The sequence below is a fragment of the Bifidobacterium goeldii genome, from assembly GCF_003951095.1.
Taxonomy (GTDB): domain Bacteria; phylum Actinomycetota; class Actinomycetes; order Actinomycetales; family Bifidobacteriaceae; genus Bifidobacterium; species Bifidobacterium goeldii.
In genome coordinates this window covers 14,006-34,664 of record NZ_QXGL01000008.1, presented here as the reverse complement: position 1 = coordinate 34,664, position 20,659 = coordinate 14,006, and the positions used below count along the sequence as shown (strand labels likewise).

Annotated in this window: 14 protein-coding genes and 1 tRNA gene; 12 read left to right on the top strand and 3 right to left on the bottom strand. The window is 56.2% G+C overall.

Annotated features, from left to right (window positions below; genetic code table 11):
* Positions 1-139: 139 nt before the first annotated feature.
* The 6 genes from pulA (at position 140) to D2E25_RS09440 (ending at position 11,327) form a co-directional block, all read left to right on the top strand.
* Positions 140-5,434 (top strand): type I pullulanase, encoded by a 5,295-nt coding sequence (gene pulA / locus D2E25_RS09470; protein WP_241217142.1) that lies wholly within the window; start codon positions 140-142, stop codon positions 5,432-5,434.
* A gap of 326 nt (positions 5,435-5,760) precedes the next feature.
* Positions 5,761-7,650 (top strand): molecular chaperone DnaK, encoded by a 1,890-nt coding sequence (dnaK, locus tag D2E25_RS09465; RefSeq protein WP_125982190.1) that lies wholly within the window; start codon positions 5,761-5,763, stop codon positions 7,648-7,650.
* 11 nt (positions 7,651-7,661) lie between these two features.
* Positions 7,662-8,414 carry a nucleotide exchange factor GrpE gene (gene grpE / locus D2E25_RS09460; RefSeq protein ID WP_125982188.1) on the top strand — a complete coding sequence of 251 codons (753 nt, stop codon included), beginning with the start codon at positions 7,662-7,664 and terminating at the stop codon, positions 8,412-8,414.
* Positions 8,415-8,862: 448 nt separating this feature from the next.
* Positions 8,863-9,876, top strand: coding sequence for a DnaJ C-terminal domain-containing protein (locus tag D2E25_RS09455; RefSeq protein WP_125982186.1), 1,014 nt, complete (start codon positions 8,863-8,865; stop codon positions 9,874-9,876).
* 5 nt (positions 9,877-9,881) lie between these two features.
* Positions 9,882-10,454 carry a heat shock protein transcriptional repressor HspR gene (locus D2E25_RS09450; RefSeq protein ID WP_164514799.1) on the top strand — a complete coding sequence of 191 codons (573 nt, stop codon included), beginning with the start codon at positions 9,882-9,884 and terminating at the stop codon, positions 10,452-10,454.
* A 198-nt stretch (positions 10,455-10,652) separates the two neighbouring features.
* The gene (locus tag D2E25_RS09440) at positions 10,653-11,327 is read left to right on the top strand and encodes an HAD family hydrolase (RefSeq protein ID WP_125982181.1); all 675 of its coding nucleotides are present in this window, start codon (positions 10,653-10,655) and stop codon (positions 11,325-11,327) included.
* Positions 11,328-11,398: 71 nt separating this feature from the next.
* On the opposite strand, the gene rsmI is transcribed toward D2E25_RS09440, so the two are convergent.
* Positions 11,399-12,379, bottom strand: a complete 981-nt coding sequence (gene rsmI / locus D2E25_RS09435; RefSeq protein ID WP_420897351.1) for a 16S rRNA (cytidine(1402)-2'-O)-methyltransferase — start codon at positions 12,377-12,379, stop codon at positions 11,399-11,401.
* A 196-nt stretch (positions 12,380-12,575) separates the two neighbouring features.
* Between rsmI and D2E25_RS09430 the strand changes: the two genes are divergently transcribed.
* The 4 genes from D2E25_RS09430 (at position 12,576) to D2E25_RS09415 (ending at position 15,515) form a co-directional block, all read left to right on the top strand.
* Positions 12,576-13,250: a DedA family protein gene (locus tag D2E25_RS09430; protein ID WP_125982177.1), complete on the top strand. Its 675-nt coding sequence runs from the start codon at positions 12,576-12,578 to the stop codon at positions 13,248-13,250.
* Between the two features lie 144 nt (positions 13,251-13,394).
* Positions 13,395-13,467: transfer RNA gene (locus tag D2E25_RS09425), tRNA-Ala, on the top strand.
* A 414-nt stretch (positions 13,468-13,881) separates the two neighbouring features.
* Positions 13,882-14,556 (top strand): hypothetical protein, encoded by a 675-nt coding sequence (locus tag D2E25_RS09420; RefSeq protein ID WP_125982175.1) that lies wholly within the window; start codon positions 13,882-13,884, stop codon positions 14,554-14,556.
* A gap of 278 nt (positions 14,557-14,834) precedes the next feature.
* A complete protein-coding gene (locus D2E25_RS09415) occupies positions 14,835-15,515 on the top strand; it encodes a DUF3800 domain-containing protein (protein WP_125982173.1) in 681 nt (226 codons plus the stop codon).
* Between the two features lie 122 nt (positions 15,516-15,637).
* Here the strand turns inward: D2E25_RS09415 and D2E25_RS10770 are convergent, their stop codons facing one another.
* Both D2E25_RS10770 and D2E25_RS09405 read right to left on the bottom strand, forming a co-directional pair.
* Complete coding sequence (locus D2E25_RS10770; RefSeq protein ID WP_241217140.1) at positions 15,638-16,108, bottom strand: variant leucine-rich repeat-containing protein; 471 nt, start codon at positions 16,106-16,108, stop codon at positions 15,638-15,640.
* A 64-nt stretch (positions 16,109-16,172) separates the two neighbouring features.
* On the bottom strand, positions 16,173-16,994 hold the full coding sequence (locus D2E25_RS09405; protein ID WP_125982171.1) for a hypothetical protein: 822 nt from the start codon (positions 16,992-16,994) through the stop codon (positions 16,173-16,175).
* A gap of 150 nt (positions 16,995-17,144) precedes the next feature.
* On the opposite strand from D2E25_RS09405, the gene metG reads away from it, so the two are divergent.
* Positions 17,145-19,007 (top strand): methionine--tRNA ligase, encoded by a 1,863-nt coding sequence (metG, locus tag D2E25_RS09400; RefSeq protein WP_125982169.1) that lies wholly within the window; start codon positions 17,145-17,147, stop codon positions 19,005-19,007.
* Positions 19,008-19,265: 258 nt separating this feature from the next.
* A complete protein-coding gene (locus D2E25_RS09395; protein WP_125982167.1) occupies positions 19,266-20,408 on the top strand; it encodes a PTS transporter subunit EIIC in 1,143 nt (380 codons plus the stop codon).
* Positions 20,409-20,659 lie beyond the last annotated feature (251 nt).

The window sequence follows — 20,659 nt, the reverse complement described above, 5'->3', positions numbered from 1 at the left end:
CATTTGTGTTTTCATGTTTCATTAGTGGTAGATGTGAAAACGTTGTCATGAAGCTATGTAGGCGCAATCACGCGGGGATGGGAACTTTCTCACGATGCTGAGCCTGCAAAATCTCAATGCTGAGAGTGAAAGGAATCAGATGGTCGTTCAACGATTCAGTTCGTTCGCCAAACGCCTTGCCGCAGTTGGCATCGCGCTGGCGATGGGGGGAGCGGGCCTAGCTGCGCCACCAATGTATGCTCAGGCTGCGGATCAGACGACGCAGTCCAGCACTTCACAAAGTAACGACGTCATCGCAATCGCCTTCCAAACCAACTGGAAGTCGGTCGCTGCAGACTGTACTAACGTATACGGCCCTGAGGGTGTGGGCTATGTGCAGATCTCCCCGCCGATGGAAACCATCCAAGGCACCGAATGGTGGACCTCCTACCAGCCGGTCAGCTACAAGTTTGACTCCAAGCTGGGCACTGAAGCCGAGCTCAAGAGCATGATTCAAACCTGTAACGCCGCCGGCGTGCAGGTCATCGCCGATGCTGTTATTAACCACACCTCCGGCGTCGATCGTACTGAAGGCACCGGCGTAGCTGGCAGCAAATTCGACTCCGAAGGCAACTTCCCTGAAATCCCATACACCAAAGAAAACTTCCACAGCTGCACCAAGAACATCGGTGACTACACGAACGCTGACGAAGTGCAGAACTGCCGTCTGACCGGCCTGCAGGATCTCGACACCAGCCAGCCGTACGTGCAGGACAAGCTCGCCGACTACATGAACCGCCTGCTCCAGCTTGGTGTGTACGGCTTCCGTGTCGACGCCGTCAAGCACATTGCTAACGCAGACGTGGCTGCCATCAAGGCCAAGCTGGCCGAAAAATCCGGTCGCGATGCCGACTCCATCTTCTTCGAGCAGGAAGTCATCGGCAACGCTTCCGAGGCTGCCGCGATCCAGCCGATCAACTATGTTGGCAACGGCAAAGTCTCCGAATTTAACTACAACGCGCACCTGTCTGCCGCGTTCGCATCCGATATCACCAGCGATTCCAAGGGACTTGGCAAGATCGGCGGCACCGGCTGGCTCGACTCCGACCAGGCGGCCGTGTGGGTGACCAACTGGGATACCGAGCGCAATTCGTCTGCGCTGACGTACAAGAACGGCTCCAAGTACCTGCTGGCGAACGCGTTCATGCTCGCCTACAACTACGGCCAGCCGCACATCTTCTCCGGTTACTACTTCGATAACAATGACGACGGCGCTCCGGGTGCCACCGCAACCTCCGTGCCTGACAAGACCTGCCCGACCGACGGCAAGATGACCTCCGGCACTTGGCAGTGCACCGAACGTTGGACCGCAGTGCGCGGCATGATCGGCTTCCACAACGCTGTTGCTGGCACCGATGTGACCAACTGGAAGGCATACGATACGAACGTGCTCGGCTTCGGCCGTGGCGACAAGGGCTACCTCGCGCTCAACAACAGCGCGAAGGACTCCAAGCAGACGTTCAAGACGTCGCTGCCTGCCGGCGAATACTGCAACGTGTACGCTGCTGGCGACTGCTCGAAGACCATCACCGTCAACGCTGATGGCACGTTCGACGCAACGCTCGCTGCGAACTCCGCAATCGCAATCTACGCGGGTGCTACCAAGGATAAGTGGACCGGCACTAACGCATCCGATCCAACTGACCCTGATCTGAGCCAGTTCGACACCCCGGAGCAGGCTGCTACCGACACCAGCCGCACGATTTATTACAAGCTCCCTGACGGTTGGAAGCAGGCGTATATCCATTACGGCATCAACAACTGGGGCGAACAGGGCCACGAGCTGATGGAAGACGCCGGCAACGGCTGGGTCAAGTACACCGTTGACCCGAAGGGCCAGTCGTTCGAGTACGTGTTCACTGACGGCGGCTCGAACTGGGATAACCCGAACGGCGGCGGCAACTACACTGCGAAGGGCCACTGGACGGCAGTCGCCGATCACGAAGCCAACGCCGGCGTGCCGGAGGATGTGAATTCCTACCAGCCGAAGACCAAGGTCATCGTGCACTACAAGCCCGCCGACGGTGACACCACCGCTAATCGCGGCGTGTACATGTGGGGCACCGACAAGGACGGCAAGTCGATCACGGCTGCCTGGCACGCGTTCACCGGCACTGACTCCTACGGTAAGGTGTTCGAAACCACCATCGACGGCGCATACGAAGCCAACAAGATCGGCGCGATCGTCACCACCGAAGGCTGGGACAAGGTCGGCGGTGATCGTCTGCTCGACGGTTCCACCGGTACCGCGGAAATCTGGGTTGACGGTGCTAACCCCGATGAGACCCTCACTGCAGCTCCCGACGGGTACAAGAAGACCGCCGACAAGATCAACGTCACCATCCACTACCACCGCCTCGCCGACGACTACGCCAGCGAAGACGGCATGAAGGCATGGGACATCTGGGGTTGGGCCGACGGCGTCAACGGTGCTGCGTACGCGTTCAGCAGCCACGACGACTACGGCCTGATCGCCAAGTACACGCTGAGCGGTTCCGCAATGAGCATGCCGCAATTCATCGTGCGCTACGGCGGTGCTGGTTGGGAAGCCAAGGACCCGGACGATAACAACCGCACCATCCCGCAGTCCGCGATCACGCTGAACGCCGACGGTACGGCTTCTGCTGAGATCTGGCTCGTCCAGGGCGACCCGACGATCTATACCAATGGCACGCTGTACAACGCCAAGGGCATGATCATCTCCGCGCAGGTGAGCGACTTCAACACCATCACCGTCAAGCTCAACAAGGCGATTGCTGCCAAGTCCAGCAAGGCTGCTGCTGCCGACGATGATCTCGCTTCTAAGGTGAGCGTTGACGGCGCCGAAGTTGCCAGTGTGAAGGCCGACGGCACCACGCTGACCATCACCACCAAGGATGAGCTCGACGTCACCAAGGCATACAAGGTGACCGTTGAAGGCTACGGCACGCAAGAGGTCTCCCTCGGTGCAGTCGTACGCTCCGACGCATTCGACAAGAAGTTCGCGTACGACGGCGACGACCTGGGCGCAAACTACACCGCCGAAAAGACCACCTTCAAGCTCTGGGCTCCGACCGCCACCAAGGTCACGCTGCGCCTGTACTCGGGCTCCACCAAGGCAGACGGTGCACTGACCAAGTCCGAAACGCTCGACAAGTCCGGCGATAAGGGCGTGTGGGCATTCGACATCAAGGGTGATCTCAAGGATTACGCCTACGACTACGAGCTGACCTTCGCCGATGGCACAGCCAACACGTCCCCCGACCCGTACGCAACCGCTGCTGTTGTTAACGGCGAGCGTTCCGTGGTCCTGTCCAAGGCGGAGCAGGGCAATGCCGGCAAGCGCATGGCATCGTTCTCCAAGTCCACCGACGCTATCGTCACCGAAGCTGACGTGCGCGATATGACGATCTCCCCGACCTCAGGCGTCTCGGAATCCAAGCGCGGTAAGTACCTCGGCTTCGTTGAGAAGGGCACCACCGTCGACGGCAAGAAGGGAGCCGCGCCCACCGGCGTTGACTACCTGAAGTCGCTCGGCGTGACGCACGTGCAGATCATGCCTGTCTACGACTTCGGTTCTGTAGACGAGTCCGGCGACCTGAGCTACGGTGCTGACGGCGCACAGAACTGGGGCTACGACCCGGTCAACTACAACGTGCCAGAAGGCTCCTACTCCTCGAACCCGAGCGATCCAAGCGCTCGCGTCAAGGAAATGAAGGAAATGGTCAAGGGCTTGCACGACAACGGCCTGTACGTGGTGATGGACGTGGTGTACAACCACGTGTACAACGCTTCCACGCACGCGTTCGGCAAGACCGTGCCTGGCTACTACTTCCGCTACGACGCGAACGGCAACCTGCTGAGCAACTCTGGCTGCGGCAACGACGTGGCCTCCGAGCGTGCAATGGCCCGCAAGTACATCGTCGACTCGGTTACGTACTGGGCGAAGACGTACAACGTCGACGGCTTCCGCTTCGACCTGATGGGCCTGATCGATCAGACCACGATGAAGGAGGTTCGCGCGGCGCTCGACAAGATCGACCCGAGCATCCTCGTCATCGGCGAAGGCTGGGATATGACCGACGCACTTGGCGACCAGGAAACCACTCAGCCTAACGCCAACAAGGTGCCGGGCGTGGCCTTCTTCAACGACTCGCTGCGTGATGCGATCAAGGGTAGCGTGTTCTCCGATGAGGACACCGGCTTCGTGTCCGGCAAGGCTGGCAAGGAGAACCTCATCGCCACCAACGTGCTCGGCTGCAACAATTCGCGCGAGGGTATCGACGACAGTGGTCACTGCAACAACGGCACCGCTGACACCAACTATGGTGGCGCTGACCAGGTGGTCCAGTATGTCGAAATCCACGACAACCTCACGTTGTACGACAAGCTCGTCAAGAGCAACCCGAACGACTCCGAGGAAACTCGTCTCGCACGCGCTAAGCTTGCCGACTCGCTGATCTTCCTGTCGCAGGGCATTACCGACATGCAGTTCGGTCAGGAGTTCCTGCGCACCAAGGGCGGCAACGGCAACAGCTACAACGCGGGTGACGCAGTCAACGCCATCGACTGGACGCGTACCGTGTCGCAGTCCGACTCCGTTGACTACGTGAAGGGTCTGATCGCGCTGCGCAAGGCGATCGGCAACCTGCACCTGAGCTCCTACGACGACATCGCCAAGAACATGACGGTGCTGCAGCAGTCCGACGGTGTAGTTGCCTACCAGCTCAAGGACAGCGATGATACCTACGTGGTCATCTTCAACGCGAACGAAGCCACCGCGAAGGTGAGCGCCGTGCCGGCTGGCAAGTACACGACGCTTGCTGCTGACGGCAAGGTGACGGTGGACGGCGGTGCTGCGGTAACCGTGGGTGCTGACGGCTACCAGGCCGGCGCGCTGGCTGCAACCGTGCTCAAGGCAAGCAAGGGCTCTGACAAGCCGACCACGCCAGATCAGCCGTCTACGCCGTCTACGCCGGACAAGCCGGCTGCGGTGAAGGCTGTGACCGTGTACCGCTTGTACAACCCGAACTCTGGTCTGCACCACTACACGACCAGCAAGTACGAGTACGATCAGCTCGGCAAGGCCGGTTGGAACAAGGAAGGCAAGTCGTTCAAGGCCGCTGCCAAGGATGACTCCAACGCGAACATCGTGCCGGTGTACCGCGTGTACAACCCGAACGACGGCAACCACCACTGGACGATGAGTGCCGGCGAGCGTGACGACTTGGTCAAGCGCGGTTGGAACGACGAAGGCATCGGTTGGTATGTCGACAAGACTGCCTCGGTGACCGTGTACCGTCTGTACAACCCGAACTCTGGCGAGCACCTTTACACGACCAACAAGGGCGAGTACGACAAGCTCGGCAAGATCGGTTGGAACCAGGAGGAGGTCGCCTGGCAGGGTCTGAAGTGATCTAGCCTGCGCGGTACTTTCCGTCGCTAACCACATAAATCACCGATAACGCAGTGCCCGCTGACGAGTTATTCGCCAGCGGGCACTGCTGTATTTGCTGGTATTTCCTGATGGTGTGATAGCCAAGCTGAAAAACAGCAAAAAAATCGTGGGGAATTGGGAATAAAAGTTGGCATTCAAAAGTTGAGTGGTGTAGGCTCAAGTTTTGGAAAGCAAAACGAGGGCAACCTCGAGACGAAGGATCTGCACCGCTGGTCGGTCGCCAGCACAAGATCCCCAGACTTGAGCGAGCAACGTAAACGAACGTCAAGTAAGGAGCACACATTATGGCACGTGCAGTTGGTATTGATCTGGGTACTACGAATTCCTGCATTGCTACTCTCGAAGGTGGCGAGCCCACCGTTATCGTCAACGCTGAAGGCGCACGCACCACGCCGTCTGTGGTCGCCTTCTCCAAGTCCGGCGAAATCCTCGTCGGCGAAGTCGCCAAGCGTCAGGCCGTCACCAACGTCGACCGCACTATTTCTTCCGTGAAGCGTCACATGGGCACCGACTGGACCGTCGAAATCGACGGCAAGAAGTGGACCCCGCAGGAGATCTCCGCGCAGATTCTGATGAAGCTGAAGAGGGATGCTGAAGCATACCTCGGCGAGCCCGTCACCGACGCCGTCATCACCTGCCCGGCATACTTCAACGATGCTCAGCGTCAGGCTACTAAGGACGCGGGCAAGATCGCAGGCCTGAACGTCCTGCGTATCATCAACGAGCCGACCGCAGCAGCACTGGCTTACGGCCTTGAGAAGGGCAAGGAAGACGAGCGCATCTTGGTCTTCGACCTCGGCGGTGGCACCTTCGATGTGTCCCTGCTGGAGATCGGCAAGGATGACGACGGCTTCTCCACCATTCAGGTGCAGGCCACCAACGGTGATAACCACCTGGGCGGCGACGATTGGGATCAGAAGATCATCGATTGGCTGGTTGGCGAAGTCAAGAACAAGTACGGCGTTGACCTGAGCAAGGACAAGATCGCCCTGCAGCGTCTGAAGGAAGCCGCTGAGCAGGCGAAGAAGGAACTGTCTTCGTCTACTTCGACCTCCATCAACATGCAGTACCTGGCCATGACGCCTGACGGCACCCCGGTGCACCTCGACGAGACACTGACCCGCGCTCACTTCGAAGAGATGACTTCTGACCTGCTCGGCCGCTGCCGCACGCCGTTCAACAACGTGCTGCGCGATGCGAACATCTCCGTGAGCGACATTGATCACGTGGTGCTCGTCGGTGGTTCGACTCGTATGCCGGCCGTCAAGGAGCTTGTCAAGGAGCTCACTGGCGGTAAGGAAGCCAACCAGTCCGTGAACCCGGATGAGGTTGTGGCTGTTGGTGCTGCCGTGCAGTCCGGTGTTATCAAGGGCGACCGTAAGGACGTCCTGCTGATCGATGTGACCCCGCTGTCTCTGGGCATTGAGACCAAGGGCGGCATCATGACCAAGCTCATCGACCGCAACACCGCCATCCCGACCAAGCGTTCTGAGGTCTTCTCCACCGCTGAGGACAACCAGCCGTCCGTGCTGATCCAGGTCTACCAGGGTGAGCGTGAGTTCGCCCGCGACAACAAGCCGCTGGGCACCTTCGAGCTGACCGGCATCGCTCCGGCTCCGCGTGGCGTCCCGCAGATCGAGGTCACCTTCGACATTGATGCTAACGGCATCGTGCACGTGTCTGCTAAGGACAAGGGCACCGGCAAGGAGCAGTCGATGACCATCACCGGTGGCTCGGGCCTGCCGAAGGACGAAATTGACCGCATGGTCAAGGAAGCTGAAGCTCACGAGGCCGAGGATAAGAAGCGCAAGGAAGAGGCTGAGACTCGCAACCAGGCTGAAGCCTTCGCATACCAGACCGAGAAGCTCGTCAACGACAACAAGGACAAGATCTCCGACGAGGTTGCTAAGGAAGTCACCGACAAGGTGAACGCGCTGAAGGAATCGCTCAAGGGCGACGATATCGACGCGATCAAGAACGCGCAGAGCGAGCTGATGACCGCCGCACAGAAGATCGGCCAGGCACTGTACGCCCAGCAGGGCGCTGAAGGTGCTGCCGCTGGTGCTGCTGGTGCGGGTGCTTCCGCTGGCGCTGCGGGTGCCTCGAACGGTGGCGACGACGACGTGGTAGACGCCGAAGTCGTGGATGACGACGACAACAAGGACAACAAGTAAGGTCTCGTCCGATGACTGAGTTCAACAAGGACGATTACCTGAACGACCTGCCGGACGTGGACGACGTGACCGCTGACGCGGCTGCGTCCTCCACGGCCGGCTCGGCCGCCTCTGCGACGGCTGACTCGGCAAAGGCCGAGCAGCCGGCCTCGGCTCCCTCGGCTGAGGGAGCTGGCGCGGCGAATGCCGCGACTGAGGGAGCGTCAGAGAGCAAGCCCACTGCGAAGGAAGAAGCGGCCGATAAGGCTGACGATTCCAAAGCTGCTTCCGACTCCAAGCCGGACACTGCCGCTTCCGCCGACCCCGACAAAGATGCCGACGGCACGCTCACCCCGCTTGGCAAAGCCAAGAAGGAAGCTGCCGACTATCTCGAAGCTCTGCAACGCGAACGCGCGGAGTTCATCAACTACCGCAATCGTGCACAGAAAGAGCAGGAGCGTTTCCGCCAGCACGGCATTATCGACGTGCTGAGCGCGCTGCTGCCAGCCCTCGATGATATCGACCGTATCCGCGAACACAGTGAGATGGATGACTCCTTCAAGGCTGTTGCGGCGAAGATCGACAAGGCGTTCGCAAAGTTCGGTGTCGAGAAGTTTGGCGAAAAAGGCGAGGAATTCGACCCCACCAAGCATGAGGCAATCCTGCACAAGCCGGACGATTCGGCCGAGAAGGACACTGTTGACACGGTGGTAGAAGCCGGCTACCGCATCGGCGACCGCGTAATCCGCGCCGCCCGCGTAGTAGTAGCCTCCCCCAAGAACTAACCCCTCCCCCTCCCTCCCCTCTAAAAAGGTCTCTTTGTAGAAATCCTTAATTAGGGAAAGGGAAGCAGAAAGCATGTTAATGGCGTAAGTTCGGCGGACGTATATTGTTCGACACGCTCCGGGCCGCTCTGGCCAAGTCTTTACGGTCTCACAACATACGTCCGCCGAACTTACGCTGCACAATGAGGTTTCATACCGTTGCGAGTAGCGATTGGATTCCAGCACATAGTGTGAGACCGTAGGCTTGGCCGAACGGCCTTGAGTGTGTCGAACACTATGTGCTGGAATCCAATCGCGCTTATCTACTGCCTGCTGTACTCATGTACTCACGCTGCAGTGCAGACCTGGCAAACACAATTCTTAACTATTGACAGCCCCTCAGTCTCGCTATGCGAGCCGGCTTCTTTGACAAGGAGCCAAGGGGAAAAGAACATGAAAGGAGATACGCATGGCCGAGAATGAATGGCTGAGCAAGGATTTCTACAAAGTCCTTGGTGTCTCCAAGGACGCCACCGACGCTGAGATCACTAAGGCTTACCGCAAGCTGGCGCGTAAATATCATCCTGATCTTAATAAGACTAAGGAAGCTGAGGAGAAGTTTAAGGATATCTCCGAGGCGTATGACGTATTAAATAATAAGGAAACTCGCCAAAAGTATGATGCGATCCGCCAGTTTGGTATGGGTGGCGCTCGTTTTGCTGGCGGTTCCGGCCAGGGTGGTTTTGACGCTTCTGGTTTCTCTGACATTTTCGGTTCGATGTTTGGTTCTGGCCAGGGTGGTCAGCGTGTGCGGTTTAGTACGTCTGGCGGTGCCAATCCGAACTTGAATGACATCTTCTCGATGTTTGGCGGTGCTGCTGGTCAGGGTGCTGGCGCAAGCTATGGTTCGCCGTATGGCGGCTATGAGGAGCAGACGCCGAGCCCGCAGCGCGGTGAGGATCGTAACTCGAAGATCACGTTGACGTTCCGCCAAGCGGTGAAGGGCGCTACGGTGTCGCTGCGCGTGGATGGCAAGCAGTTTAAGACCCATGTGCCAGCTGGCGTGAAGGATGGTCAGAAGATTCGTATTGCCGGCAAAGGCAAGCCAGGCCTGTATGGCGGCAAGAATGGTGACATGTATCTGACTGTGCATGTGGCTGAAGATCCAAAGTTCACGATGCGCGGTCATGATTTGATCATGACACTGCCGGTGAGTGTTGGCGAAGCGGTTGCTGGTGCGAAAATCGACGCTGCGGACATCGACGGTGAGACGGTTACGTTTAAGGTGCCGGCTGGCTCGTCGAGTGGCACTGAAGTGCGCGTGTCTGGTAAGGGCGTGCATCGCGGCAATGAGACGGGCGATCTGATTGGCGTGGTGGAGATTCACGTGCCTGCTAAGCCGGGCTTGGCGTTGAAGCATGCGGCGAAGGAGTTCGACAAGGCGTCTGGTGACTTTGTTGAGCAGCTTGCTGAGGAGCGCTGATCATCATGTCTCGATCTGATCGGCAGATTCGTGCGCTGTATGAGATGTGCGCTATTGCAATTGTCGAAGGGCGTGCGAATCTTGACGGTGCTGACGAGGTCGGTTTCGATGTCGATATGCCACTGTTTACGGTGACTGCTGCCGCACAGCTGGCACAAGTGCATCCGCAAACGTTGCGTCAATATGATCGTCAGGGATTGGTGATACCGCAGCGCACGGATGGCGGTGCCCGCCGCTATTCACTGCGCGATATTGATCGTTTGACGCAAGCACAGCATCTCAGCCAGGACGAGGGCATTAATCTTGCTGGCATCACGCGTATTCTCGAACTGCAAGAAGAGAATCGTGAATTGCGCCGTCAGGTCAGGCGGTTGAACATGCCAGCTGGCTCTAGCGTGTTCGCTGCGGATGCAGATGGTGGTATTGAAGAAATTCAGCGCTCTCGTAGAGCTCGCATGTGGCGCCACCAGATTCGTGTGCGCACGCGCGAACTACCATCGGGCATAGCTGGTCGCGAACGCACTCCGGAAGCGGATGAGAAATCCGTAGTGCTGTGGCAAAGCGACTATTTGGATTAATGTCAGAAATGCAGCAATTGCAGCAGCTGCAGGACATTCTTTCATGCGCCTCGTATACCTACTGGTGTGCGAGGCGCATCCAATTTTGCGGTCGGCTTGTACGAAAGCGATATCGGCTGCGCGTGTGTTCGTCCGTAAGGTTTGATGAGATAGAACTAGCAAACCAGCAAACCGATAGCAGAAGAAAGGCGCCTTGCGATGTTGCTGAAAGCTGTGTTCTGGGATATGGATGGCACGCTGATTGATTCTGAGCCGTACTGGCATCAGGGCGAGCTTGAAATCGCTAAAGCGCACGGTGGCTATTGGGATCTTGACCTCGCATGGCAGGGTTCTGGTACGCCGGTGCCGCAGGTTGCGCAGCGCATGGTTGAGCACGGCTGCCAGCTGTCGGTTGAGGAGATCGGCAAGGGCATGATTGATTATGTGGCGAAGGCGGAAGCGGCGCACATGCCGTGGATTGATGGCGTAACTGAGGTGCTTGAGTCGCTGATTGCTGCTGGAATTCCATCCGTGCTGGTTACCACGTCACCGCGTCACTTGGCGCAGGGCTTGGTTGATCAAGCGCCGAAGGGTGCGTTTGCTGGGTTTATTTGCGGCGATGATGACGTGGAGAAAAAGCCGTCTCCTGCACCGTATTTGGCTGCGGCGAAGCTGCTGGGTATTGCGCCAGAAGATATGGCGTATTGTGTGGCGCTCGAAGATTCCATGAGCGGCTTGAAGTCGGCGGCTGCTTCGGGTGCGACGCTGATTGCGCAGACCGGTTATATCAACACGGATACGTCCAACGGCCCGCAGTTTGCCTCTATTAATTCCTACGCTGGTGTAACCGCCGATACGCTCGACGGCTACGTACGCCAGCGTCTGAATTCTTAATAGTGTGCATTTCCGGCGCACGTAGAACGATATTTTGCCTCTACATGCACCGGAAATGCACACTTTCGTCATTAACCCTTTTGTTCGAGAACGGCGGCGTAAACCTGCTTGCGATTGGGGAGCGAGCCATCCGGCAGAGGATGCTCGGCAACGACCTGCGAAATCGCATCCTTAATGCGCAGACCATCTTCTATCGCGCGGTCGATAGCAAGCACAGCAAGTTCTTCAACGCTTAACGTTGCTGGTGCAGCGGCCTGTGCTTCTTCGTCGGAAGCGCCGCCGATTACCAACACCATTTCGCCACGCGGCGGATCATCAACAACGCCTTGGTGAATAGTGCCAACAGTGCCACGGCGGATTTCTTCATAATCTTTAGTGAGCTCGCGGCACAACGCCATCGGACGGTCTGGCCCGAACGCGTCGAGCAGATCATCCATTGCGTCGGCAATGCGATGTGGCGTCTCATAAAACACGATCGTGCGGCGCTCTGCCTGCAGCATGCGCAGATGCTGCACGCGCTCTGCATGCTTACGTGGCATGAATCCTTCATAGCAGAAGCGATCAGTCGGCAGTCCAGACAATGCCAATGCGTCCAATACGGCGGAGGGGCCTGGAGCGCATGTAACCGGCAGTCCGCGTTCGATCGCCCGGCGAACAATCGCCAAACCAGGATCATTAATCGTTGGCATACCAGCGTCAGAAACCACTAGCACAGTAGCTCCTTCTTCAACGCGGTCGAGCAGCCCATCTGCCTTATTGCGCTCGTTGTGGTCGTGATATGCGACAACACTGCCGTTCACGTGCACGCCAAGTCGGTTCGCAAGATCATACAAGCGGCGCGTATCTTCAGCGGCGACGATATCGGCATCCTGCAGCAGTGCGACGAGTCGAGCGGAAGCATCACCCACATTGCCGATCGGCGTGGCAGCTAACACAACAGTGCCGCGCGGAATCGTAACCATGCGCGCCTCACTGGTCGCTACTTCGTTTGCATTGCTGCCGTCTGCAGTATTGGACTGTGGCGCCTGCAGCTCATCGTTCCCCTGATTCATGATGCTCATGGCTCCCAGTATCCCCCACGCTAAGTACCTTGAGGGCACACTAGTGGAGTTGTGATGGGGTTGCGCGGGCGATTGCGGACTGGATATGTGCAGATTCGCGCAGACTATTCCACTCCTACATGCCGGCTGATACCCTTCTAAAGGTTTCTTAAGTGATCAGGTTGTGTGTGACACGGACAGGATGTTCATGGGTTTCGTAAATTTCATCATTGAGCTGTTAAAAGATCCGCGCGCTGCTATCGCCGGTTGGATTGCAATGGGTGTTGCCCCGACGCTCGGCTTTATTTTCCTCATTATTTTCATCGAAACGGGCGTGGTATTTTTCCCATTCCTGCCTGGTGATTCGCTGCTGTTTGCTGCGGGCGTGTTCGCTGCTCCTGATGCGGAGACAGGTAAGGCTGCGCTGCCGCTGATGGCACTGCTACCAGTGGTGTGGCTTGCGCCGGTTATCGGTGATCAGTGCAATTACTTTATTGGGCACTTCTTTGGCCGCCGTATTATCCAGTCGGGCAAGGTAAAGGCGATGACTCCTGAGCGTATTGCCAAAACGGAAGGCATGATCGAAAAGTGGGGTCCGCTGGCGGTATTCCTCGGACGTTTCTTCCCGTTTATTCGCACGTTCATGCCGTTTATTTCCGGTATTTCTGGCATGCGGTGGGCGCGATTCACGCCGTTTAGCGTGCTGGGCGGCTTGTGCTGGTCGTCGTTGTTCACGTTCCTCGGCTTTTTCTTCGGCAATATTCCGGCGGTGCAGAAGCATTTTGAGCTGGTGATTGTGCTGATTCTTGCGGTGTCGCTGTTGCCGACATTTATTGGGTTGTTTAAGGCGAAGTTTGGCAAGAAGAAGGCTGCCGCTGAGTAAGGGCTGAGCGCATACTTGCGCATATAACAGCAATAGTCACTACGGCGATCTGGAGTTTGCAAAATCTTCACAACTTGAATTGCGCTTCACGCCCGGTCGTACTAAAGTGACGTGAGTTGTCCTGCGGAGCAAGACAACATCCACGGGGCTGTAGCTCAGTTGGTAGAGCGCTTCGTTCGCATCGAAGAGGTCGTGGTTTCGATTACCATCAGCTCCACGAAAACCCTCCGGAATTCCACCTCCGGAGGGTTTTTCATTTCGCCGTAGCTTCTCCACAGCTGATCAGGGTTAAGGGTCAGTGGCGCGGATACGATCGTAACGTTCGCGAATAGGGATGACCGCCGTCTTTGGAATGATGCAGCAATTAAACCGCCTACAAAGGAGTCCCCACGACCATCACGCTTTTGGGTACCGCTATAGATTCGTCTTCGCGGTCACTTCATCAACACGTAACGCGCCGAACCCGACATATCCATAGGAACAGTAGTCATAATGAAATCCTTCCAGAATTCGGGAGTCGGGTCATTCCCAGCCCTTCACTAAGTTCCTATGCAAAGACCTCCTCCGTAAAATGGTGCAGCCTAGGTACATATGAAACGTTGTGGCTTCATAGAGAGATTGGAAATGTATCATGAAAAGAAGTCTCACTGTAATTGGATTGCTTGCAACAATTTGCATACTGGCCGCGTGTGGAAGCGCTCCCGCTAGCGAGAGTAACAGTACGGGTAAATTCCCAACGGCAGAACAGTCACAGGAAGACAAATCTGCCAAAGATTCGAGCCGGGACACTGATCAACAATTCAGCAACGATAATCAATCCGGAACAGCTTCGACGACGGATTACATTGAACAATTCTCACAAGCTTTTGCTTCGAGTGGAATGGCCATCGAGAACACAGAAAGTTTCGACCCCCAGAATCAGGACAGCGGGCATTACCAGACCGAATATCGTCTAGGCGCATACAAAGGATCTAAGGGGGTACATGGCATAGCAAATGGTATATCTATCGACATAGTTCAGTATGGCGGATACGGTAACCCCGAGAAAAACACAATGCTGCGAGTCTATCTAACCGGCTCCAAAGACAACATACTTGCTACATATCCAGCTGTGATCAAAGCATTGGATCCTAATGCTTCTGACTCCGATATTCAAGACGTTGTCAGTCGTCGTCATGATTATGAAGGTTCACTAGGAATCGATTCCTCAGGATCAACAACCCGAATCAAGAATGATTCGCTGATCTCAGCCGGTGGCGGCAGCGCAGATTATGTTGCTCTCATTGATGCCGACTTCAGCAAATAAACAGGCCACAAGATTCAGCACGCCGATAGGTCTATTTATGGATATAAATTATAAATAAACCCCGTAATCATTGGAATGACAACAATGCCATGAGTTACCATCAGCTCCACGAAAACTCTCCGGAATTCCACATCCGTGGGCATTTTCTTTCCATGGCTGAATCATGCTTTGCGGTGCTTGCTGAAATTTGATAGTCTAACCAGTACGCAGGTCCGCAGTAATGTGAGACTTCCAAGAGCCGGGGGAATCCCCCGGCATTTTTCGTTTCGGGGGACATAATGGCGGACGGATCGATTTTCGCGGACGAATCCGGCGAACAAGGCTTTCAATCCGAATATTATGCGCTGACGTTGGTATTCCACGATCAAGCCAATCCTGTTATTCCCGTTTTCGAGGATTACGAACAATTGCTCCGCAATGCTGATCTACCAAATATTCCCATGCATACCTCTCCGCTACTGAATGGTCATGATGACTATCATCATCTCAGTGTCAGTCAACGAAAACGACTGCTTGGTTACTTCATGTCTATGCTTCACAAACTACCGGTGCAATATGTGACGCTGATTTATCGAAAAGCCGATTACACGGTTTTGGAACAACTGGGAATGCGCATCAAACGTGACATTGTCAATATCGTGTTTGATCATCTTGACCTATTCCAACGTTTCGATGCTGTCAAGGTGTACTACGACGGTGGGCAAAGCCTTGTCACACAAGCCATTCGCGGTGCGGTGGAGTATGCGCTCTCAAAGCAAGCCATCGTATACAGAAAAGGCTCTCCGGCTGATTATCGTCTAGCTCAGGTAGCTGATCTTATCTGCACTATCGAGCTAACCGCGCATAAGTATGAAAACCACGAGCAGACAGCAACCGACGAACGATTTTTTGGGCCGGTTGGCGCTTTTAGGAAGAACTATCTGAAGAAGGTGCGTAAGCATCTTCTTCCTTCTCAGTAACTTACGACGAGCATCTGCAATGGCTTAAGACCAACAAAATCATGAGTTACCATCAGCTCCACGAAACCCTCCGGAATTCCACCTCCGGAGGGTTTTTCATTTCGCCGTAGCTCGAGAAGAGCTTAGGGGTCGGCGAGCAAGATGGTGAGAGCGTGGTTGACTCCGGGGCCACCGGCTTGTGCCACGTACTCCAACAGTTCAGCACTCGCGTTGGGATTAGCCACCAGCCAGCGACGCAATGGTGGAGCATGACGAGCGATATACCACAGAATTTCCGGATCAGTATTTGGGTCACACGCTAGCAGTGGTGATAACACAATAGGTGGCGCAGGCGGCTCTAGGGGAGCGGAAGCAGTGCGAATATTCGCCGCACCCGCAGCAGTATTCCTCCGAGCGGCAGTAGCAACAGCGCTCGCACTGGTATGAGCACTCGCTCTTTCGCGTGAAACGTTCGCATCTGATGCTGTTGCGTCATGACTGCGTAGCGCACGTAATCGTTGCGCTTGCAGGCGCTGCGATGCTGCTGGTAAGTCACTGTCGGTAAGATCTTTGCTATCCCTGCGGCGGTCGCGTAGTCCATTACATCTTGTCATCGTCATCACCGGTCGTCATCGTCACTAACCATCGTCACTAGTCGTCATCAGAGCTGTCATATCGTTAGAAAAAATGGCGTATTGCAGTAAAGAGTTCTTTTGCTGCCTGCGTATTCGGCCAAAATGGGTTGCTTTCCAACAAGCTCAAGCATTCATCTGGTCTAAATTTGTACTCTTCCATTAGCGCGCACAGCATTTCACAGACATCCTGCTCGCACACTTCGCTGGGTATCAGCATGGCGATATCGCATGCGGTACGAATCGGCGAGGTAGAACTCATATCACCAATATTGACCAGATGATCAGATTGTGTTTTGCGGTTAAACACGCGAATGCGCCGGCCGTACGACATCGCGCGGTAATGCGAGCTCGACAACACATCAATGGTTTTCGGGAACGCTCCACCAAGCCAAATCCACAATGCAGTCATCGAACACGCGGTAGTACCAAACGGTATGAGCTGTTGCACAATGCGTGCCCGGCCATACAGTGTCCCAGCTTGCTCGGTGCTATACGCGTTCGTGTGATCGAGTGCGCGCACCGCACCATTCGAAGAAAGACGTTTCATACTCAATGGGCCTGGAAGATCAGTGCAAGTGATCAGCGGGTGCGTTACCAAGTCAAATGGCTCATAGTCATCATCTTCGGCTGACAGTTCATCATCCATATCCTCTGCGCTCTCCGCGAGTGGTCCGCGAAGCAGATCAGGAACCGAGTCAGGTAGCATTTGCTGAACTGTATCCGGCATGGATTCATGCATGGGCGCATGGGGCTCCTGCGCAGGCGTATACATAGCCTCACGCGTGTGCCCATACCAGTCGTCAGACCACTCATCGTCTTCAATGACGCTGTTCGCTTCACTGCGATTCAGTGCATAGTCAATCATGCGACTGACCATATTGCATTCGCATTCCGCACGCTACCGCTTGCGTATTATCCGTGGATAAGTGAATAAAAACCGTGTCGCGAGGGTGGAATTGTGTAAGGCCAAGATGCAAATGTGTAGTGTCCCCACAACGCCGGATAATCGGGGATTATGAGTCATGTTTTGGTAAATGTTGCTTGGCCGTATGCCAATGGTCCCCGTCACATCGGGCACGTCGCCGGTTTTGGCGTTCCCTCCGACGTCTACGCTCGCTACGAGCGCATGAAGGGCAACGACGTGCTGATGGTGTCCGGTACCGACGAACACGGCACCCCAATCCTCGTCGAAGCTGAAAAAGAAGGCGTGACCGCGCAGGAGCTCGCCAACCGCTACAACCGCGTGATCGCCAAGGATCTGTGCGATCTGGGCTTGAGCTACGACCTGTTCACCCGTACTACCACCGGCAACCACGAGCACGTCGTGCAGGAACTGTTCAAGCAGTGCCTGAAGAACGGCTACATCTATAAGGGCACGCAGAAGGTCGCAATCTCGCCGTCCACCGGCCGTACCCTGCCGGACCGCTACATCGAGGGCGAGTGCCCGATCTGCCATACCGATGGCGCTCGCGGCGACCAGTGCGACGCTTGTGGTAACGAGCTCGACCCGGATGAGCTCATCAACCCCGTCTCCAAGATCAACGGTGAAACCCCGCGCTTTGAGGAGACCGAACACTACTTCCTCGACCTGCCGGCGCTCGCTGACGCGAACCTCGCGTGGCTGAAGACCCGTACCGGCTGGCGTACCAACGTCATCAACTTCTCCATCGGCTTGTTCAAGGAAGTCAAGCCGCGCGCGATCACGCGTGATATTGACTGGGGTATCCCGGTTCCGGTTGCCGGCTGGATTGATAACCCGAACAAGAAGCTGTACGTGTGGTTCGACGCAGTGATCGGCTACCTGTCGGCTTCGATCGAATGGGCTCGCCGCCAGGGCGATCCGGAAGCGTGGCGCAAGTGGTGGAACGATCCGAGCTGCCCAGCCTACTACTTCATGGGCAAGGACAACATCACCTTCCACTCCCAGATTTGGCCCTCCGAAATGCTCGCATACAACGGTCAGGGTTCTAAGGGCGGCGAAGTCGGCGAATACGGCCCGTTGAACATGCCGGAACAGGTTGTGGCTTCCGAGTTCATGACGATGGAAGGCAAGAAGTTCTCCTCTTCGCGCGGCATCGTCATCTACGTCAAGGATATTCTCTCGCGCTATCCGGTGGACGCCGTGCGCTATTACATCTCCGTGGCAGGCCCGGAATCCTCCGATTCTGACTTCACGTGGGCTGAATTCGTGCGCCACAACAACGAGGAGCTTGCCGCATCCTGGGGCAACCTGGTGAACCGCGTCGCGAACCTGATCAACAAGAACTTCGGTGAGATTCCGGTTCTTGATGAGGATTCGATGACCGACGAAGACCGTGCGCTGCTGGCCGAGACGTCTGCGGCTTTCGATGAGATCGGCGGCATGATCGAACGCCATCGTCAGAAGAACGCGCTGACCGAAGCCATGCGCGTTGTTGGCGATATCAACAAGTACATTTCCGCAACCGAACCGTGGAAGATCAAGGACGACCCGGCTCGCCTGGGCACTGTGCTGCACGTGGCTGCGCAGGCTGTGTACGATGCAAACCACTTGCTAGCGCCGTTCCTGCCGCATTCCGCGCAGAAGGTGTACGAGGCGCTGGGCGGAACTGGCGTGTTCTCGCCGCTGCCGCATTTGGAAGAGGTCGAGGATCTCGATAAGCCGGGCTTCCACTACCCGATTATCACTGGCGACTATTCGGGCGCACACCCGTGGGCTAGCGAACCGCTGGTTGCTGGCACGCCGGTGCCGAAGCCACACCCGATCTTTGCGAAGATTCCGACTGAGGCTGTAGCTGAAGAGCTAGCTCGCTTCGATGCTGAGCTCGCTGCCCGCAAGGAGGCTGAGGCGAAGCGTTTTGCTGAAGCTCAAGCGCAACTGAAGAAGGAGGCTGAGTAGCGTAAAGCGCTGCTCTAACAAGAGTTAATGCGTGACTGAGCGGCCCGTGGTTATGCCACGGGCCGCTTTGTTATGTGAGACGTATGTGAGATGTTCTGCGTGTCTGCCATGCAGTTGACGTGTGCATATGTGACACTGGGGTGCCGCCATTTATGCGCATAGGAGTCTCATGGCATTGGGAACGCGCAAAAGGGTTAAGGAAACGAAAGACCATGGCGGGCTGCTGGCCGATCGGATTGGGATCATGATTGTGCCGCAATGGGAGTAATGGATGAATACACAGGGGAGAAGCGCGTGAACCGTACATCGGTAGGCGAATCGTTGCGCGGCAGTGGCCGCAAGGTGATGGATTTTCTCAGCGGCACCGTCGGGCCAGTTATCCCGATTTACATGTGCTGCGGCATGATCATGGCATTCCTGACCATCTGTACTGCGTTCCTTGGGTTTGACGCAAACAGTGGCGTAGTGAAGATTTTTAACGGTGTTGCCAACGCTGGTTTCTATTTCATTCCGATTGCACTCGGATGGTCGGCGGCAGATAAGCTCGGCGTCCAGCCGGCATTGGGTGCACTGCTAGGTATGAGCCTGCTGTATTCGACGATCAACGGTGCTCACGGGCTCGATATCTTCGGTATTCCCGTCTACGCAGTGTCATATAACGGCACATTCCTGCCGATTATGCTTGGTGTGCCGTTCCTGGCTGTGGTGTTCCATCTGCTCAAGAGGATTATGCCGAAAGCCATGCAGGGTTTCCTCTTGCCGGTCGCCACAATGATTATCACGGTTCCTGTGGTGCTCCTCGCGCTCGGACCAGTCGGTTATGTTGCTGGAACCGGCTTTTCGGTGGTATTTCAATGGCTGCAGGCGCATGTGCGCTTTCTTGCCAGCGCGCTGTGGGGTGCGTTCTGCCCGATTGGTGTGGTAGCTGGCATGGATAAGGCTGTATTCGCCATCAACATGAATTACATGAATTCTGTCGGCTATGACAATCTGTTCTGCCCGGGCGCGCTCGCAGCGAATGCGGCTGTTGGCGGCTCGGCGCTCGCTGTGGGCGTGTTAGCTAAGCGCGGTGAGACGCGTGAGCTGTCGCTGTCTGCTGGTGTTACTGCGGTGCTGGGTATTACGGAACCTGCATTGTATGGCGTGTGTCTTGAGTTTGGTCGGCCGCTGATCGGCGCGTCAATCGGTGGCGCAATCGGTGCAGTATTCGGCGCGTTTGTTGATTTGAAGCAGTATTCGTGGGCTGGCCCTGGTTTGATGACATCGCCTACATATATTTCCGCAGACGGCAACATGACGAATTTCTTCCTCTGCCTTGCCACGATTGCTCTTTCGGCGGCTGCTGGATTCGTTGCTACGTATGTGATGAGCCGAAGGGATGCGGCGAAGATCTACGGGTAATGTGTGTATGTGCACACAATCCGACCACATGACTCACAGGAAACTCTGAGGAAGGCGCATCGTTCTTCTAAGCAACCCGCGTTTATATAGATCATGTCAACGGTTCGGCGAATCGTTGATGAGGTTGTCTTAACCCCATAACTGAATCCCTTCTTCTCTCTTCTCTCTCAACCCGGCGGCCGCAACCGCCGGGTTTCTCTGTATCTGGCGTGTATCTGGCTTCTTGCTGCCGCGTTCGTATGGTGAACGTT

Bases quoted from the DNA above. Each gene is read 5' to 3' on its own strand.
- metG (WP_125982169.1), top strand. From the start codon at position 17,145: ATGAGTCATGTTTTGGTAAATGTTGCTTGGCCGTATGCCAATGGTCCC.
- D2E25_RS09405 (WP_125982171.1), bottom strand. From the start codon at position 16,994: ATGATTGACTATGCACTGAATCGCAGTGAAGCGAACAGCGTCATTGAA.
- grpE (WP_125982188.1), top strand. From the start codon at position 7,662: ATGACTGAGTTCAACAAGGACGATTACCTGAACGACCTGCCGGACGTG.
- D2E25_RS09440 (WP_125982181.1), top strand. From the start codon at position 10,653: ATGTTGCTGAAAGCTGTGTTCTGGGATATGGATGGCACGCTGATTGAT.
- dnaK (WP_125982190.1), top strand. From the start codon at position 5,761: ATGGCACGTGCAGTTGGTATTGATCTGGGTACTACGAATTCCTGCATT.
- D2E25_RS09450 (WP_164514799.1), top strand. From the start codon at position 9,882: ATGTCTCGATCTGATCGGCAGATTCGTGCGCTGTATGAGATGTGCGCT.
- pulA (WP_241217142.1), top strand. From the start codon at position 140: ATGGTCGTTCAACGATTCAGTTCGTTCGCCAAACGCCTTGCCGCAGTT.
- D2E25_RS10770 (WP_241217140.1), bottom strand. From the start codon at position 16,108: ATGACAAGATGTAATGGACTACGCGACCGCCGCAGGGATAGCAAAGAT.
- D2E25_RS09420 (WP_125982175.1), top strand. From the start codon at position 13,882: ATGAAAAGAAGTCTCACTGTAATTGGATTGCTTGCAACAATTTGCATA.
- D2E25_RS09455 (WP_125982186.1), top strand. From the start codon at position 8,863: ATGGCCGAGAATGAATGGCTGAGCAAGGATTTCTACAAAGTCCTTGGT.
- D2E25_RS09415 (WP_125982173.1), top strand. From the start codon at position 14,835: ATGGCGGACGGATCGATTTTCGCGGACGAATCCGGCGAACAAGGCTTT.
- D2E25_RS09395 (WP_125982167.1), top strand. From the start codon at position 19,266: ATGGGAGTAATGGATGAATACACAGGGGAGAAGCGCGTGAACCGTACA.
- rsmI (WP_420897351.1), bottom strand. From the start codon at position 12,379: ATGAATCAGGGGAACGATGAGCTGCAGGCGCCACAGTCCAATACTGCA.
- D2E25_RS09430 (WP_125982177.1), top strand. From the start codon at position 12,576: ATGGGTTTCGTAAATTTCATCATTGAGCTGTTAAAAGATCCGCGCGCT.